13 protein-coding genes are annotated in these 14,271 nt (G+C 65.9%); 7 read left to right on the plus strand and 6 right to left on the minus strand.

Going from position 1 to position 14,271, the window contains the following annotated elements:
* Positions 1-8 precede the first annotated feature (8 nt).
* On the minus strand, positions 9-605 hold the full coding sequence (locus ACFWFP_RS08130) for a TetR/AcrR family transcriptional regulator (protein WP_379293988.1): 597 nt from the start codon (positions 603-605) through the stop codon (positions 9-11).
* 78 nt (positions 606-683) lie between these two features.
* Here ACFWFP_RS08130 and ACFWFP_RS08135 point away from each other — a divergent pair, with 78 nt between their 5' ends.
* From ACFWFP_RS08135 to ACFWFP_RS08145, 3 genes are all read left to right on the plus strand, one after another.
* Positions 684-1,979 (plus strand): DUF3533 domain-containing protein, encoded by a 1,296-nt coding sequence (locus ACFWFP_RS08135; RefSeq protein WP_379293989.1) that lies wholly within the window; start codon positions 684-686, stop codon positions 1,977-1,979.
* 29 nt (positions 1,980-2,008) lie between these two features.
* Positions 2,009-3,817 (plus strand): AMP-dependent synthetase/ligase, encoded by a 1,809-nt coding sequence (locus ACFWFP_RS08140; protein WP_379293990.1) that lies wholly within the window; start codon positions 2,009-2,011, stop codon positions 3,815-3,817.
* A 133-nt stretch (positions 3,818-3,950) separates the two neighbouring features.
* On the plus strand, positions 3,951-5,108 hold the full coding sequence (locus ACFWFP_RS08145) for a fatty acid desaturase family protein (protein WP_379293992.1): 1,158 nt from the start codon (positions 3,951-3,953) through the stop codon (positions 5,106-5,108).
* Between the two features lie 406 nt (positions 5,109-5,514).
* On the opposite strand, the gene ACFWFP_RS08150 is transcribed toward ACFWFP_RS08145, so the two are convergent.
* A complete protein-coding gene (locus tag ACFWFP_RS08150; protein WP_379293993.1) occupies positions 5,515-6,696 on the minus strand; it encodes an epoxide hydrolase family protein in 1,182 nt (393 codons plus the stop codon).
* 81 nt (positions 6,697-6,777) lie between these two features.
* On the opposite strand from ACFWFP_RS08150, the gene ACFWFP_RS08155 reads away from it, so the two are divergent.
* The 4 genes from ACFWFP_RS08155 (at position 6,778) to ACFWFP_RS08170 (ending at position 10,735) form a co-directional block, all read left to right on the plus strand.
* Positions 6,778-7,353 carry a CGNR zinc finger domain-containing protein gene (locus tag ACFWFP_RS08155; protein ID WP_379293994.1) on the plus strand — a complete coding sequence of 192 codons (576 nt, stop codon included), beginning with the start codon at positions 6,778-6,780 and terminating at the stop codon, positions 7,351-7,353.
* Between the two features lie 90 nt (positions 7,354-7,443).
* A complete protein-coding gene (locus ACFWFP_RS08160; RefSeq protein WP_379293995.1) occupies positions 7,444-8,928 on the plus strand; it encodes an FAD-dependent oxidoreductase in 1,485 nt (494 codons plus the stop codon).
* 14 nt (positions 8,929-8,942) lie between these two features.
* On the plus strand, positions 8,943-9,083 hold the full coding sequence (locus tag ACFWFP_RS08165; RefSeq protein WP_379293996.1) for a hypothetical protein: 141 nt from the start codon (positions 8,943-8,945) through the stop codon (positions 9,081-9,083).
* A complete protein-coding gene (locus ACFWFP_RS08170; RefSeq protein ID WP_379293997.1) occupies positions 9,083-10,735 on the plus strand; it encodes an AMP-binding protein in 1,653 nt (550 codons plus the stop codon). The genes ACFWFP_RS08165 and ACFWFP_RS08170 overlap by 1 nt, the downstream gene beginning before the upstream one ends.
* A 34-nt stretch (positions 10,736-10,769) precedes the next feature.
* Here the strand turns inward: ACFWFP_RS08170 and ACFWFP_RS08175 are convergent, their stop codons facing one another.
* From ACFWFP_RS08175 to ACFWFP_RS08190, 4 genes are all read right to left on the minus strand, one after another.
* Positions 10,770-11,600 (minus strand): SDR family NAD(P)-dependent oxidoreductase, encoded by an 831-nt coding sequence (locus tag ACFWFP_RS08175; RefSeq protein WP_379293999.1) that lies wholly within the window; start codon positions 11,598-11,600, stop codon positions 10,770-10,772.
* A gap of 8 nt (positions 11,601-11,608) precedes the next feature.
* A complete protein-coding gene (locus ACFWFP_RS08180) occupies positions 11,609-12,100 on the minus strand; it encodes a nuclear transport factor 2 family protein (protein WP_379294001.1) in 492 nt (163 codons plus the stop codon).
* 158 nt (positions 12,101-12,258) lie between these two features.
* The gene (locus tag ACFWFP_RS08185; protein WP_379294003.1) at positions 12,259-12,645 is read right to left on the minus strand and encodes a hypothetical protein; all 387 of its coding nucleotides are present in this window, start codon (positions 12,643-12,645) and stop codon (positions 12,259-12,261) included.
* A 197-nt stretch (positions 12,646-12,842) separates the two neighbouring features.
* On the minus strand, positions 12,843-14,069 hold the full coding sequence (locus ACFWFP_RS08190; RefSeq protein WP_379294005.1) for a PucR family transcriptional regulator: 1,227 nt from the start codon (positions 14,067-14,069) through the stop codon (positions 12,843-12,845).
* Positions 14,070-14,271: the final 202 nt, after the last annotated feature.

Genomic DNA, 14,271 nt, shown 5'->3' on the forward strand with positions numbered 1-14,271 from the left:
CGGCATTGTCAGCCGGGGGCGCGGGGGAGTAGGCCGAGAGTGAGATGCCGGACCAGGTCGTCGAGCAACTGTTCGGAGTCGTAGTCGGCGGTGTAGCCGGATCCGACGAAGGTGGCCAGCCCCTGAAGGGCCGCCAGCGCGGTGACGCCCAAGCGTTTCGGGTCGCCTTCGACAATCTCGCCTGCGGCTTGACCTTCGGCGATGAGGGCGATCGGGACCGCGAAGGCGCGGTCGACGGCCGCCTGGATGTCGGCGGAGGTCGAGTTGTTCCTGCGCGCGAACATCAGCGGCAAGAGCTCGAGGTTGTCGACGGCGAATCGCAGGTAGGCGTAGGCGACCGTTTGTAGGCGTGCCGTGATCGGCCCTTCGATCACCGCCTGTTCGAAACAGGCGCCGAGGCGTTCGAGCCCGGTGACGGCGAGCGCGTCGAGTAGTGCCTGTTTGTCGCGGAAATGCCTGCTCGGCGCCGCGTGGCTGACGCCGGTGTCGCGGGCCAGCTGACGCAGTGACAGCCCGTCCACACCGGACTCGCGCAGCGTCGCCTCGGCGCGCGTCAGCAAAGCCGCGCGGAGGTCGCCGTGGTGATAGGGGGTGTGCAGGGACATGGTACGAGCAGGATATCCGACGGCCACCCAATGTTTGCGTTGACTACTTTGTAGTCGCTGACTACATTGACGATTGCCATGACAGACAACACCGCGCCCACCCGCACACCGCGCAACATGCCAATCCGCGAATGGCTGGCCCCGATCACCCTGGTCACCATCCTGGCGGCGCTGCTGGGCACCATGTACCTCGGCTACACCGCCGACCCCGAAAAGCACCTGCACGACTTCCCGATCGCCCTGGTCAACCAGGACGTCGGCGACACCGTCGGCGGCAAACCCGCCAACATCGGCGAACAGATCACCACCGCGCTGAGCGAGAACATCCCCGCCGACAAGATCGACCTGCGCCCACTCGGCATCAACGAAGCCCAGCAACAGCTGCAGAACGGCGAGGTCTACGGCGCCATAGTCATCCCCGGCGACTTCACCAAGCGCGTCGCCATCCTCGGCGCCGCCTCGATCGTCCCGGGCCAGGTCGAGCAGCCCATCATCTCCGTGCTCACCAACCCGCGCGCCGGCACCCTCGCCGCCCAGATCATGAACACCGTCGCCGACCAAGCCATGACACAGGTCAACAGCACCGTCGGCGCCCAACTCGCCGAACAGGTCCGCGCCGCGGCCGGGGCCACCCCACTCAGCGGCGCGGCACAGCTACAACTCGCCGAGCCGATCGACGTCGTCGTCACCGCCTACCACCCGCTCCCCGAAGGCACCGGCCAGGGCTTGGCGGCCTTCTTCTACACCCTGGTCCTGCTGATCGTCGGATTCAGCGGCGCGATGATGATCAATTCGCTGGTCGACGCCTCACTCGGCTATATCCCCGCCGAATACGGCCCATGGCACAAGACCACCACCCCGGCCCCGATCAGCCGGTGGCGCACCCTGCTCGTCAAATGGGGGATCGCCGCGATCAGCGCCCCGCTGGCCTCCGGCGTGTTCCTCGGCGTCGGGACCCTGCTGAACATGGCGATCGAGCGACCACTGATGCTGTTCCTCTATGGCACACTGGCCATCGCCGCCATCGCGGTCACCGCCCTGTCGGTGATGGCCGCCTTCGGCACGGCAGGCCTGATGATCAACCTCATCGTGTTCGTGGTGCTCGGAATCCCGTCATCCTCCGGCACCATCCCGCTCGAAGCGACACCGCGCTGGATCGCCGACATGGCCACGTTCGAACCCATGCACCAGATCTACCTGGCCGTGCGCGCCATCCTGTTCTTCGACGGACACCTCGAAGCAGGCATGGCACAGGGTCTCTGGATGACCTGCGCGGGACTCGCGATCGGCCTGATCGTCGGCGCGGTCGCCACCAACACCTACGACCTGCGCGGCATGCTGCGACTCGGCATCGAGCACGCGCCCGCGCAGTAACTGATCAATCCATGTGGAAGGGCCCTGTGATGCACGAGTTCGAAGCCCCGGCTTCCTACACCATTCCCGAGCACGCGAACAATTCCGACAGCGTGTTCCTGCACGCCGAGCACTCACCCCACACGGTGTTGTTCAACGTCGCGAACGGCAGCGGCGAACTCACCGACGTCACCGCGGCCGAGTTCGCCCGAACCGTCACCGACGTGTCGAAGGGCCTCATCGCCTCGGGCATCGGACCCGGCGACCGCGTAGCCATCATGGCCCCCACCCGCTACGAGTGGGTCGTGCTCGACCACGCCATCTGGGCCACCGGCGGCTGCACCGTCGCCATCTACGACAGCTCCGCCGCCGAGCAGGCCAAGTGGATCCTGCAGGACTCCGCGACAACGCTGCTCATCGTCGACAGCGACGAACACCGCCGGACCATCGAGGAGATCGACGACCGCGCACTGCCCGAACTGCGAGAAATCCTGCAGATCGACAAGGACGTCATCGAGGAATTGACCACGCGCGGCGCCCACCTCGACGACGCGGCCGTGCACACCCGCCGAGCCGAGGTCGGCGCGACATCCCCAGCCACCCTGATCTACACCTCGGGCACCACCGGCCGTCCCAAAGGCGTGATCCTCACCCACGGCAACCTCTACGCCGAGTCGAAATCCGACCGAATCGCACTGGGCGAGTTCGTCACCGAGGGCAACAAGACCCTGATGTTCCTGCCGCTCGCCCACGTCTTCGCGCGCGCGGTGACACTGGCCGCGCTCGACGCCAAGGTGGTCGTCGCGTTCAGCTCCGACTGGTCCACGCTGGTCGACCAGTTCGGCAGCTACCGCCCGCATTTCATCCTGGCGGTGCCGCGAGTGTTCGAAAAGGTCTTCAACGGGGCCAAGCAGAAGGCGCACGCCGGCGGCAAGGGAAAGATCTTCGACCTGGCCACCGAGACCGCCATCGCCTGGAGCGAGTCCCTGGACACCGGCGGCCCCGGCATCGTCCTCAGACTGCGCCACGCCCTGTTCGACACACTCGTATACCGCACACTGCGTCTCGCCCTCGGCGGACGATGCGAGGCGGCGGTGTCCGGAGGCGGACCACTCGGCGCGCGGCTCGGTCACTTCTTCCGGGGTGTCGGCATCCCCATCTACGAGGGCTACGGACTCACCGAAACCACCGCGGCGATCACCGTGAACACCCCGGCCGATACCCGGGTCGGCACGGTCGGGCGCCCGACCGAGGGCCACGCCGTCAAGATCGCCGACGACGGCGAGCTGCTGCTCCGCGGCTCTGTCGTCTTCCGCGAGTACTGGGGCAACCCCCAGGCCACCGAAGACGCCTTCGCCGACGGCTGGTTCCAGACCGGCGACCTCGGCAGCATCGACCGCGACGGATACCTCACCATCACCGGCCGCAAGAAGGAAATCATCGTCACCGCGGGCGGAAAGAACGTCTCCCCGGGCCTGATGGAAGACGCGCTGCGCACCCACCCGCTGATCAGCCAGGCGATGGTGGTCGGTGACGGCCGTCCGTTCGTCGGCGCCCTGATCACCCTCGACCCCGAAATACTCCCGGCGTGGAAGCGCAACCACAACCTGCCCGCCGACACCTCGAACGAGGACCTGATCGAGAACCCGGATCTCATCGCCGAGATCGATGCGGTCCTCGCCGACACCAACAAGACGGTGTCCCATGCCGAGGGGATCAAGAAAGTCCGCATTCTGCCGGTCGACTGGACCGAGGCCACCGGCGAACTGACACCGAAAATGTCGCTCAAGCGAGCAGAGGTCATGAAGAAGTACGCCACCGAGGTGGACAAGATCTACGAACCCGCCGCTGGTCACTGACACCCAATCCAGGACTCCCGGCTGTTACGTCTAACTAAATACCGAGCAGGACACCGCATCAACCCCGTGAGTTCGTATTCTCACCTGGACCGCGCCCGGCGCGCGGCACCGGAACAGGGGTTGAACACAGCAGATGGCTATATCTGACGTCGAGGCGTACACACATCTCACGCCGACCGACATCGAAGAGTTCGGGCAACGCCTGGACACGTTGCGCGGGCAGATCGAATCCAGTCTGGGCGAACGCGACGCGCAATACATCAAGACAGTCATCCGCGTTCAGCGAACGTGCGAGATAGCCGCCCGGCTGGTACTGCTCGACTCCGGCCGAAAAAGCAGCTGGTGGTGGGGGACAGGCCTGCTCACCCTGTCGAAGGTGCTCGAGAACATGGAGATCGGGCACAACGTCATGCACGGCCAGTGGGACTGGATGAACGATCCGGAAATCCACTCCACCACCTGGGAATGGGACCATTCCATGCCCGCCGCCCATTGGAAGGAAGCGCACAACTACCGCCACCACGTTTTCACCAATGTGCTCGGGCTGGACCCCGACGAAGGATACGGGCTGCTGCGCATCACCCGTGACCGGCGCTGGCGTCCGTACCACCTGGGCAACTTCGTCTACCTCGTCCCGGTGTCACTGCTGTACGAGCTGGGCATGTGCGTGTACCACCTGGAGATCCCGCGCGTGCTGGCGGGCAAGAAGGACAAGAAGAAGTTCCGGCAGGCCCGCGACGAAATCGTCCAGAAGGCAGGTAAGCAGCTGCTCAAGGACTATGTCATCTTCCCGGCGATGACCGGGCGCAACTGGAAATCGACAATCCGCGCGAACATCACCGCCAATCTCACCAAGAACGTGTGGGAGCAGATCATCACCTTCTGCGGGCATTTCCCCGACGGCGCGGAGAAATTCACCAAGCGTGATATCGAGGGCGAGACTCGCGGCGAATGGTATTTGCGCCAGTACCTGGGCAGCGCGAATATCGAAGTCGGTCCCCTGATGCGCATCCTTTCCGGCACGCTCAGTCATCAAATCGAACACCACCTGTTCCCGGACCTGCCGAGCAACCGGCTCCCCGAAATTCAACGTGAAGTACGCAAACTCGCGGCCGAATACCGCCTGCCGTACACCACCGGCAGCCTGGTCCGTCAATACGCTCTGACCGTGCGCACGATCGCCAAGCTGTCGTTGCCCGACAAGTACCTCACCGCCGATGCCGACAACGCGCCGGAAACCAGCTCCGAAAAGGCCATCGAATCGCGCCGGCTCACCCCTGTTCCGGTTTGATCCTCTTCGCGCACCGCATCATGGCGATATCGGCGATGCGGTGCGCCATTCAGCCACCCTCGATTGTTTCGTCACTGTGACGAAACAATGGGCGGGGAAGTGGGAGGGGGAGTGCCGGGCTTCAGTCAGCCGGTTCGGTTTACCGAGGATTCGGGCCCAGATTTGCCGATAGGCGCATTCAGCGCGAACGGTCATGAATCGACCAATCCGAGATTATCCGGGTTTCGTCGGCTTTCTTCGCGCATTCCAAGGTATGGCCACGCAAGTACTGATGCGCGGCACACGACAACACGGAGAAGCGACAGCGAGTGCCTGTCGGCATGCGATGCAACCCAGCATGCAGCGCAAACATCCGCGAAAACCCCCTCCGACGGGCCGCCTTCAAACGCCGATAATGCACATTATGTCAAGTAGTTACTACCCTGGCGGCCAGTACAGCTGCGAGACCTTCCCTCAGGTCCTTGACGAAGTACTCGGGAACCTCCAGCGACGGGAAATGTCCCCCACGGTCGGGCGCCGCCCATCGGACGATCTGCCGGTACCGCTCTTGCGCCCAGACCCGCGGACACTTCTCGATGTCACGTGGATACATGGTGATTGCCGACGGAACGTCGACGCGAAGTTCGGGGTCGAGCGAGTTGTGGCTTTCGTAGTAGATGCGGGCCGCCGATGCGCCGGTCCGCGTCAGCCAGTACAGCGTGACGTTGTCAAGAACCCGGTCGATGGACATCGTCTCGAACGGGCTGTCTTCGGTGTCTGTCCACTCGGCGAACTTGTCGAGGATCCAGGCCAGCAGTCCGACCGGTGAGTCGACGAGCGAGTAGCCGATGGTCTGCGGTCGGGTCGCCTGCTGCTTCGCGTATGCCGCGCGGTGCCGCCAGAAATCGCGAGTCTCCTCGGCCCATGAGCGCTCGGCGGTTGTCAGCCCGTCCGTTGTCAACCCGGGCGGCGCCTCGGCGAACGTCGAGTGGATGCCGAGAACATGCGCCGGGAATCTGCCACCGAGAACCGTGGTGATATTGCCTCCCCAGTCGCCGCCGTGAGCCAGGAACCGGTGGTAGCCGAGCCTTGTCATCAACTCCACCCAGGTGGCCGCGATCTTCTCGGTCCCCCAGCCTGTGGTGGCCGGCTTGTCGCTGTAACCGAAGCCGGGCAGTGAGGGAACGACAACGTGGAACGCCGGCGCGTCCGCGTCCTTCGGATCGGCCAACTCGTCTACTACGTCGGTGAACTCGGCGACGCTGCCCGGCCAGCCGTGCGTCATGATCAGCGCGGTGGCATCGGCGCGCGTGGATCGGCGGTGCAGGAAGTGGACTCCCAGACCGTCGATGGTTGTGCGGAACTGGCCGATCCGGTTGAGGCGCTCTTCGAACGACCGCCAGTTGTATTCGGTGCGCCAGTAGTTCACGACCTCGACGAGGTCGGCGAGCGGAACCCCCTGCTCCCATCGGCGCGGGTCGGGTGCGGCGCGATAGACCGTTTCGGGCTCCGGTAGTCGCGCCGCTGCCAGGCGCGCGCGGAGATCGTCGAGGTCGGCGTCGGTTGCGTGGGCTTCGAATGCGTGGACGTCGCTGATCCGACTGGGCATGAGACCTCCTGCGCTAGGTGAACCGTCTTAGACGGTTCTAACATGGTCTTGTGCAGGCGCGCAACCGGCTAAGGTGGTTCCATGCATGCTGAGTTTCCCGACTTCCGCCTCGGCACTGTGCTGGCAACCAGTTTCACGGCGACGCTGACGGAGCGCTCCGGCGACGCGGTGGAGCGCATCCCCACGCCGCAGCGACTCGTCGACTGGCTGGCAGTGAGCGGCCTGGCCGTGAACTCCTGCACCACCGCCCAGCTCGAACTCGCCCGGGAACTGAGAGAATCGATGCACGTCGCCGCGACCGCGACCGCGATGCACGACGCTCCCCCAGCGTCTGCTGTTCGCGTCATCAACGACCGCAGCATCGAGGGCCGGGCGTCCGCGGTATTGACGCCCGAGGGCAATCGGCTCTGGCGACTCAACTCGGATTCCTGCGTGGAAGACGCCCTGGGCGTCATCGCCGCCGATGCGATCAGCATCCTCGCCGGCGAACGAGACGGAAAACTGGCGTTGTGCGCATCGCCGACCTGTCGAGCGGCGTTCTTTGACACCAGCCAGAGCCGCACCCGCAAATGGTGCGACATGAACACGTGCGGGAATCGTCAGAAGAAGGCCCGCTTCAATGATCGAAAAGCAGGGTTGCCGGTAGCGAGCAGCTGATCGGCAGCCGGTCTCCCGGTGGGTGGACACTCCCCCGTCCGGCGTGCGCGAGAACTCCTAGCGTGCGCAGCACAGTGGATGGGAGTTGTCATGAGCACACACAATTCGGTGGCGCCCCTCGATGCGGGCGATGTCGAGCAGGTCGACTACGAAACCGATGTTCTGATCATTGGATACGGGTGCGCCGGTGCGGCCGCGGCACTCGAATCATCCGCCGCGGGCGCCGATGTCATCGTGCTGGAGAAGCTGGGTGGCGGCGGCGGATCGTCGGCACTGTCGGGTGGCGAGATGTATCTGGGCGGCGGCACCGAGATCCAGCGGGCCTGCGGGTTCGACGACACCGCACAGGACATGGAAGCGTTCCTGCTGGCCGCGCTGGGACCGGACGCCGACCGGGAGAAGGTCGGCCTCTACAGCCGTGAGAGCGCACGGCACTACCAGTGGCTCGTCGACCACGGTGTCCCGTTCAAACCCTCGCTGTGGGACTCCCCCACCTGGGTCCCGCCCACCGACGACGGTCTGATGTGGATGGGTGAAAAGGCTTGGCCCTTCGCCGATCTCGCGAAGCCGTCGCCGCGTGGGCACCGGGTCGCCTCCGACGGTTTCGGTGGCAAGGTGCTGATGCAGAAGCTGTTCGAGGCCGTCGCCGCGACCGCTGTGACGGTACATACCGACACCAACGCGATCCGTCTCGTCACCGAGGCCGGACGTGTGGTCGGTGTCGTCGCGAAGCAGTACGGCCGGTATTACACCTACCGGGCTCGACGTGGTGTCGTCGTGACCACGGGCGGGTTCGCCGACAATGCCGCGATGGTGGCTCAGCACGCACCGCAACTGGTCGGGCTCGGTGTCAACAGCGACGGTGGTGACGACGGGCGCGGCATCGTGATGGCACAGGCCGCGGGCGCGGCGGTGCGGCACATGTCCGCCGCGCAGGTCGGCATCTCGCTGATTCCGGGGATGATGGTGCGCGGCATGATCGTCGACGACATCGGCAGGCGCTTCATCAACGAGGACGTCTATCCCGGGCTCGTCGGTCAGGCCGCGTTGTTCAAGCACGGCTTGAAGGTGTGGGTGATCCTGGACGAGCAGGCCTACGAGGAAGTGCCGGAGAACGAACGGTGGGGCGTGCAACCGCATTTCGTGGCCGAGACCCTCGACGACCTCGAGCAGCAGATCGGCATGCCGTCCGGCGCGCTGGAGACGACGGTCGCCGAATACAACCGGCACGCGGCCGATGGGCAGGACCCCTACTTCCACAAGGCGGCGCACTGGCTGCGGCCGCTGCGGTCACCGTTCGCCGCGATCGACGTCCAGCGCGGCATCGCCCCGCCCGAGTACGGCGAAGCGGGCCGTGGCGGAGCTGAGGTGTTCACCATCGGTGGACTGCACACCACGGTCGACGGCCATGTCCTCGACCTGGACGGCGCACCGATACCGGGCCTGTTCGCCGCGGGCCGAGCTACTTCGGGCCTGCATTCGTGGGGCTACATCAGCGGCACGTCGCTCGGTGACGGCACCTTCTTCGGTCGCCGAGCCGGAGTCGCCGCGGCGGCACATCCGGCTTCGTCCTGAGCGGCTACCGATTTATGACCGTGCGCACCTACTACTCCGGCTTCGGCGCCAGTCGCAGCAGCCTGCGCAAATACGAGCTGGAGCGGCTGGTTGTCGATGATCATTGTGCGGTGACCGAGGATTTCCTGAAGCAGATCTACCCGGGGGCGCACTGATGGGCGCGCGCCGGGCGGATATCGCGACCATGCTGCTCGACCGGCTCGGTGACCAGCGACTCGGCCTGCGCACCCGCGACACCGAGTGGAGCTGGGATGCGGTGGTCCGGGAGTCGGCTGCCCGTGCGGAGCTCGCCCGCACCCTGCGCCGCGACGGCCCGTTCCATATCGGGGTGCTGTTGGACAATGTGCCCGATTTCGTCTTCTGGCTGGGCGCAGCGGCTCTGTCAGGTGCGGCGGTGGCGGGGCTCAATCCGACCCGGGGTGACGCCCAGTTGGCTGCTGATGTTCGGTATGTCGACTGTCAGCTGATCGTCACCGATGCGGTGGGGATGGCGCGGTTGCGGCAGCTGGATCTCGATCTGGCCGAGGATCGGTTCCTGCTGGTCGATGATCCCGGTTACGCCGCCCGGATCGATGCCTGCCGTGGGCAGCCCTCGGCGGTGGGCGGACCGGACTCGTTGCTGCTGTTGCTGTTCACGTCCGGCACCACCGGTGCGTCGAAGGCGGTGCGGTGTACCCAGCGCCGTCTGTCGGTGGTCGCGTACGCGGCGACGGCGAAGTTCGGGCATGTGCGCGAGGACGTGGACTACTGCTGTATGCCGCTGTTCCACGGCAATGCGATCATGGCGTTGTGGGCGCCCGCGCTGTCGGTCGGTGCGACGGTCTGTCTGATCCCGAAATTCTCCGCGTCACAATTTCTTACGGACGTTCGGTATTTCGGCGCGACCTACTTCACCTATGTCGGCAAGGCGCTGGGGTATCTGCTGGCCACGCCCGAAGCCGTGACGGATTCCGACAATTCGCTGGTGCGCGGATTCGGCACCGAGGCGTCGGTGGCCGATCAGGACGAGTTCCGGCGCCGCTTCGCGGCGACGCTGTTCGAGGGGTACGGCTCCAGCGAGGGGCCGAGCCTGGCTGCCCTGGACCCGGCGGCACCGCCCGCTGCGCTCGGCAGGCCCGCGCATGCCGGTGTGGCGGTGGTGAATCCGGATTCGTTGCTGGAGTGCGCGCGGGCCGAGCTCGACGAGTACGGCCGGGTCCGCAATCCTGATGAAGCCATCGGGGAGATGATCGACAAGGCCGGTGCGCTCGCGTTCGAGGGCTACTACAAGAACGAGGTCGCCGACGCCGACCGTTTGCGCAACGGCTGGTATTGGACCGGGGACCTCGGCTATGTCGACACCGGCGGATTCCTGTATTTCGCCGGCCGCAAGGGCGACTGGATCCGGGTGGACGGCGAGAACACTTCGGCGCTGATGATCGAGCAGGTCCTGCGCCGTCATCCCGCTGTCATCGCCGCCGCTGTGTTCGGGGTGCCCGATCCGCGCTCGGGCGATCAGGTGATGGCCGCCGTCGAGGTCGCCGATCCGGTCGGTTTCGATGTCGGCGCGTTCACCGAATTCCTCTGTGCGCAGTCCGATCTCGGCAGCAAGGGTCTCCCCCGCCTGCTGCGCGTCTCGGCGAATCTTCCGGTGACGGGTTCGAACAAGGTACTCAAACGGCAACTGCAAGAACAGGCGTGGCGCACCGATGAAGCGGTATACCGGTGGGCGGGGCGTGGCCGACCGGTCTACGGTCGTATGACCGAGGCGGACCGGAAGGCGTTGGAGTCGGAGTTCGCTGCGCACGGCAGGCAGCGCATGCTGTGATCTGCCGTGCGTGCGATCACAGCATGCGTCGGTCTCACCGGACGCCGAAGAGCGCGCCACCACCGAATGCCGCACGATGCGAGACCGGCTGTCCACCGTCGATATCGGTGATCCCGTATTCGACGGCGGCCTCGGCGGTGATCACCGTGCTGCCGCTGCGCGCGCGGAGCTCGGGGTCGGTGGCCAGGGCGAGGACGACCCGGCCGACGAATTCCGGTGTCTCCGCGCCGGCGATCGGGAACCCTTCGATGTCCTCGACGCCCATCGCCAGTACCTGCTCGGTGCGCACGATGCCGGGCCACAGCGACAGCGTGCTCACGCCGGTGTCGCGCAGTTCTACAGCCATGTCGGCCGCCATCTTGTCCAGCCCCGCCTTCGACATCCCGTACAGCACCGAGTGCAGGTAGCCGCGGGTGCCGAACGAGGAGATGTTGGCGATGACGCCGCTGCCGCGAGGCACCATGAGCCGTGCTGCTTCGACCGAGGCCACATAGTGCGCCCGCAGACCGACTCCGATCAGGGTGTCCCAGTCGGCGACGGGCCGCCGCCAGAACGGATCGCTGAATCCGGCGAAACCGTCGGGATTGGCCCAGACGTTGTTGACCAGCAGATCGAGCCCGTCCTGCTCGGCGGCGATGCGGGTGAACACCGCGGCGATCTGCGCGTCGTCGCGATGGTCGCAGCGCACGGCGATGCCGGTGCCGCCGCGAGCGCTCACTTCGGCGGCGGCGACGTCCAGGGGTCCATCGCCACCTTCGGTGCCGCGTCCGGTCAGATAGACCGTCCAACCTGCTGTGCCGAGCGCCAGCGCGATTCCCTTGCCGACGCCACGGCTGGCGCCGGTTACCAGAGCGATCTTCGACATGTCCGCTCCTACTGCGCGATCCGGGTGGCGTCGTCGAGGGGGCGGGTGATCGCCCACAACTGGTGGAACGTGCACGTTGCGATCTTCCAGTGCCCGTCCTCCACCCGGTATTCGTCGGTGTACTCACCGGTCGCGACGGTCTCGGTGCGCTCGATCAGGTTGACCTGACGGAAGCGCAGCGTCCATCGGCCGCTCGCGGTCCCGTCCTCGCGCACGGTGATGTCGGGGTGTACGCCGTGGTGCATGTCGAGGATCGCGTTCTTGCCGTCCACCTGCTGCAACGCGATCGACGCGAAGACCGCGGCCATGCCGTCGGCATCGGTCGTACCGAGCGTGCCGTAGTCCAGCACCGAGCCGACCGCGACGAAACAGTCACGGAAACCGACCGGGTCTTTGGCGTCGCAGGCACGGAAGTAGCGGTGTTTGAGCGCGGTGATCGATTCGATCGCCGCCAACCGTGCGAGGTGGCGGGCCGGATCGTCGGGGTGCGGTGCAGACATCGAGCTCCTTGGTCGAATCGACAGATCAGACGTGAAGGAGCTCGCAATGGCTGTGAGCGTCCGCTACGTCGCGCGGCCGCCACCGTACGACCGGGACGTGGTCACCGCGTGCCTGCCTTCCCGCTCATCGGGAACGCCCGCGGATCTGTGTACCACCCTCAGGGGCGGTCGACGTCGGGAATGATGACCTCGGGCTTGAAGATGACCTTGTAGTGGTAGCGGCTCACCTCGGCGGCCTCGAGCTGTTCGACGAAGTAGCTCACGTTGTCCGAGAGGCCGAGAAAGTGCTTCTTGTATTCGTCGTCGCCGGTCTTGCACGTCACCTCGAGCTGGTTGTTCTCATCCTTGATCGAACACTTGCCCTCGATGGACAGCAGGTACTTGTCGGTGATCCCGTTGAAGAACACCACGCGACGGTTGATCTTGAACTGGTCCGATTCCTTGGACAGGTTCTTCGACACCACGTCGGCGTCGCTCGAGCACCCGGTCACCGCGATAGCACCGGCGAACAGCGCCGCGACAGCGGCGCTCAGCTTCTTGTTCATTCCCCCACCTCGTTCATCTTTCTTCAGACCATCATGAAGGTCAGCTATCGAGATCGCCACTGTCCGAGCCATTCCCACCCGGCTCCGGTCGTGGCACCTCGTGCAGCACGACCGCGGCGCCGCTGCCGAGCTGGACCGCGGCGGGTAGGTCGCCGCGCTGACGAATCAGCTGTGCGGGACGCACAAACCACTCGGACTCAGATTGTCCGAGTCAGGACGTGGGGGTACCAGCGGCAGATGCCAAGGGCGAAGCGTAGTTCGAAGGTGTCGGTGTCGACGGCGATGCCGTAGCGGCCGGTGACCTGTTGGATGCGGTACTGGACGGTGTTGCGGTGGACGTCGAGGACGCGGGCGGTGCGGGAGTAGCTGGCGCCTTCGGCGAGGAACACATCGACAGTGTTGCGCAGGAGTTCCACCTTGGCGCCGTCGCAGGCCAGGGGGCCAAGGACGCGGTGGACGAGGCCGGTCAGCTCGTCCGGGTCGTCGGACAGCAGCGCGAAGGGTGCGATCGCGTCGTAGTCGACGACGGGGGGCGCGGTCTCCCCCGCCGAGACGACGAGTGCCTTGGCTCGTGCCGCGCTGCGGGCCGAGCGCCGGAAACCGGGCAGCCCCTCGGCGACCGGGCCGAGCGCGACCCGCACCGGCAACCCGGAAGCTGCGAGCTGGGCGGTGAGTTCCTCGACCGGGCACAGCTGTCCGGTCGGGAACCACAGGCACATGGCGCGGTCGCCCGACGCGGCGACCAATTCGGCACCACCGGTGCCCATCGTCGCGGCCAGCAGCTGTCGGGCCTGCTCGAGCGCGCGCACCGCCTCCGCACCGGTGACCGTCGACCACACTTCGGCCGCGTGGTGCCACTGATCGAGTCGATAGCCCAGCACTTCCTCGGCGGCCGCGACATCGACCTCGTCGTTGTCGAGCAGCCGCGCGACCCACTGCTGCCGCGCGGCTTGGCGACTGCTGAGCCAGCGATCTCGTTCCGCCTCGTAGATCCGCCCCATCGACGAATTGAGCCGATCCAGATAGGTCCCCGCGAATTTGAGCAACTCCGCGATCCGGGCGGGCTGGTCAGGGCCGGGAACGGCGAGAACGAGCCCGATCGCCGCGTCGAGGACCCGGTACTGCCCCAGCCCGTAGGCGCGCAGCAGAATCGTCAGCGGCACGCCTCGCCGGGCCAGCCGTTGGGCGTAGGCGGCGGCACCGGGGGGCGGGCCGACGGTGGCCGGGTCGATGTTGTTCGCCAGCACGTACTGCACGGCGGCGATGTTCTCGGCGATGCTGGCGGCGCGCATCTCGGCCAGATCGGCGGCGACGTCGTTGAGCGGAATCATCTGCTCGGTCACCCGGATGAGGTCGGCGGTGATGGCGTCGACGCGCGGGCCCAGCGCCTGTCCCACCCATACCAGGGATCCGTATGCCGCCATGCGCGCTTCCGTCCGTTGAACAAAAACCATCGACGGCATTGTGCCATCCGCACAAATTTCTGGCCGATTCGGTCTCGGCGTCGATAAACAAACCGGTCATGTGGTCGTGACAGCGTGACATGTGGTGTCATGGTCGCCGAACGCCCCGATATCGACTCCTTCTTGCTTGTTCGACACTGGTCCGCCCCGGTAGGCCGAATCC

This window comes from Nocardia sp. NPDC060249, from assembly GCF_042728755.1.
Taxonomy (GTDB): domain Bacteria; phylum Actinomycetota; class Actinomycetes; order Mycobacteriales; family Mycobacteriaceae; genus Nocardia.

Excerpts from the sequence above, each read along its gene's own strand:
- ACFWFP_RS08130 (WP_379293988.1), bottom strand. The coding sequence starts at position 605 with ATGTCCCTGCACACCCCCTATCACCACGGCGACCTCCGCGCGGCTTTG.
- ACFWFP_RS08135 (WP_379293989.1), top strand. The coding sequence starts at position 684 with ATGACAGACAACACCGCGCCCACCCGCACACCGCGCAACATGCCAATC.
- ACFWFP_RS08140 (WP_379293990.1), top strand. The coding sequence starts at position 2,009 with ATGCACGAGTTCGAAGCCCCGGCTTCCTACACCATTCCCGAGCACGCG.
- ACFWFP_RS08145 (WP_379293992.1), top strand. The coding sequence starts at position 3,951 with ATGGCTATATCTGACGTCGAGGCGTACACACATCTCACGCCGACCGAC.
- ACFWFP_RS08150 (WP_379293993.1), bottom strand. The coding sequence starts at position 6,696 with ATGCCCAGTCGGATCAGCGACGTCCACGCATTCGAAGCCCACGCAACC.
- ACFWFP_RS08155 (WP_379293994.1), top strand. The coding sequence starts at position 6,778 with ATGCATGCTGAGTTTCCCGACTTCCGCCTCGGCACTGTGCTGGCAACC.
- ACFWFP_RS08160 (WP_379293995.1), top strand. The coding sequence starts at position 7,444 with ATGAGCACACACAATTCGGTGGCGCCCCTCGATGCGGGCGATGTCGAG.
- ACFWFP_RS08165 (WP_379293996.1), top strand. The coding sequence starts at position 8,943 with ATGACCGTGCGCACCTACTACTCCGGCTTCGGCGCCAGTCGCAGCAGC.
- ACFWFP_RS08170 (WP_379293997.1), top strand. The coding sequence starts at position 9,083 with ATGGGCGCGCGCCGGGCGGATATCGCGACCATGCTGCTCGACCGGCTC.
- ACFWFP_RS08175 (WP_379293999.1), bottom strand. The coding sequence starts at position 11,600 with ATGTCGAAGATCGCTCTGGTAACCGGCGCCAGCCGTGGCGTCGGCAAG.
- ACFWFP_RS08180 (WP_379294001.1), bottom strand. The coding sequence starts at position 12,100 with ATGTCTGCACCGCACCCCGACGATCCGGCCCGCCACCTCGCACGGTTG.
- ACFWFP_RS08185 (WP_379294003.1), bottom strand. The coding sequence starts at position 12,645 with ATGAACAAGAAGCTGAGCGCCGCTGTCGCGGCGCTGTTCGCCGGTGCT.
- ACFWFP_RS08190 (WP_379294005.1), bottom strand. The coding sequence starts at position 14,069 with ATGGCGGCATACGGATCCCTGGTATGGGTGGGACAGGCGCTGGGCCCG.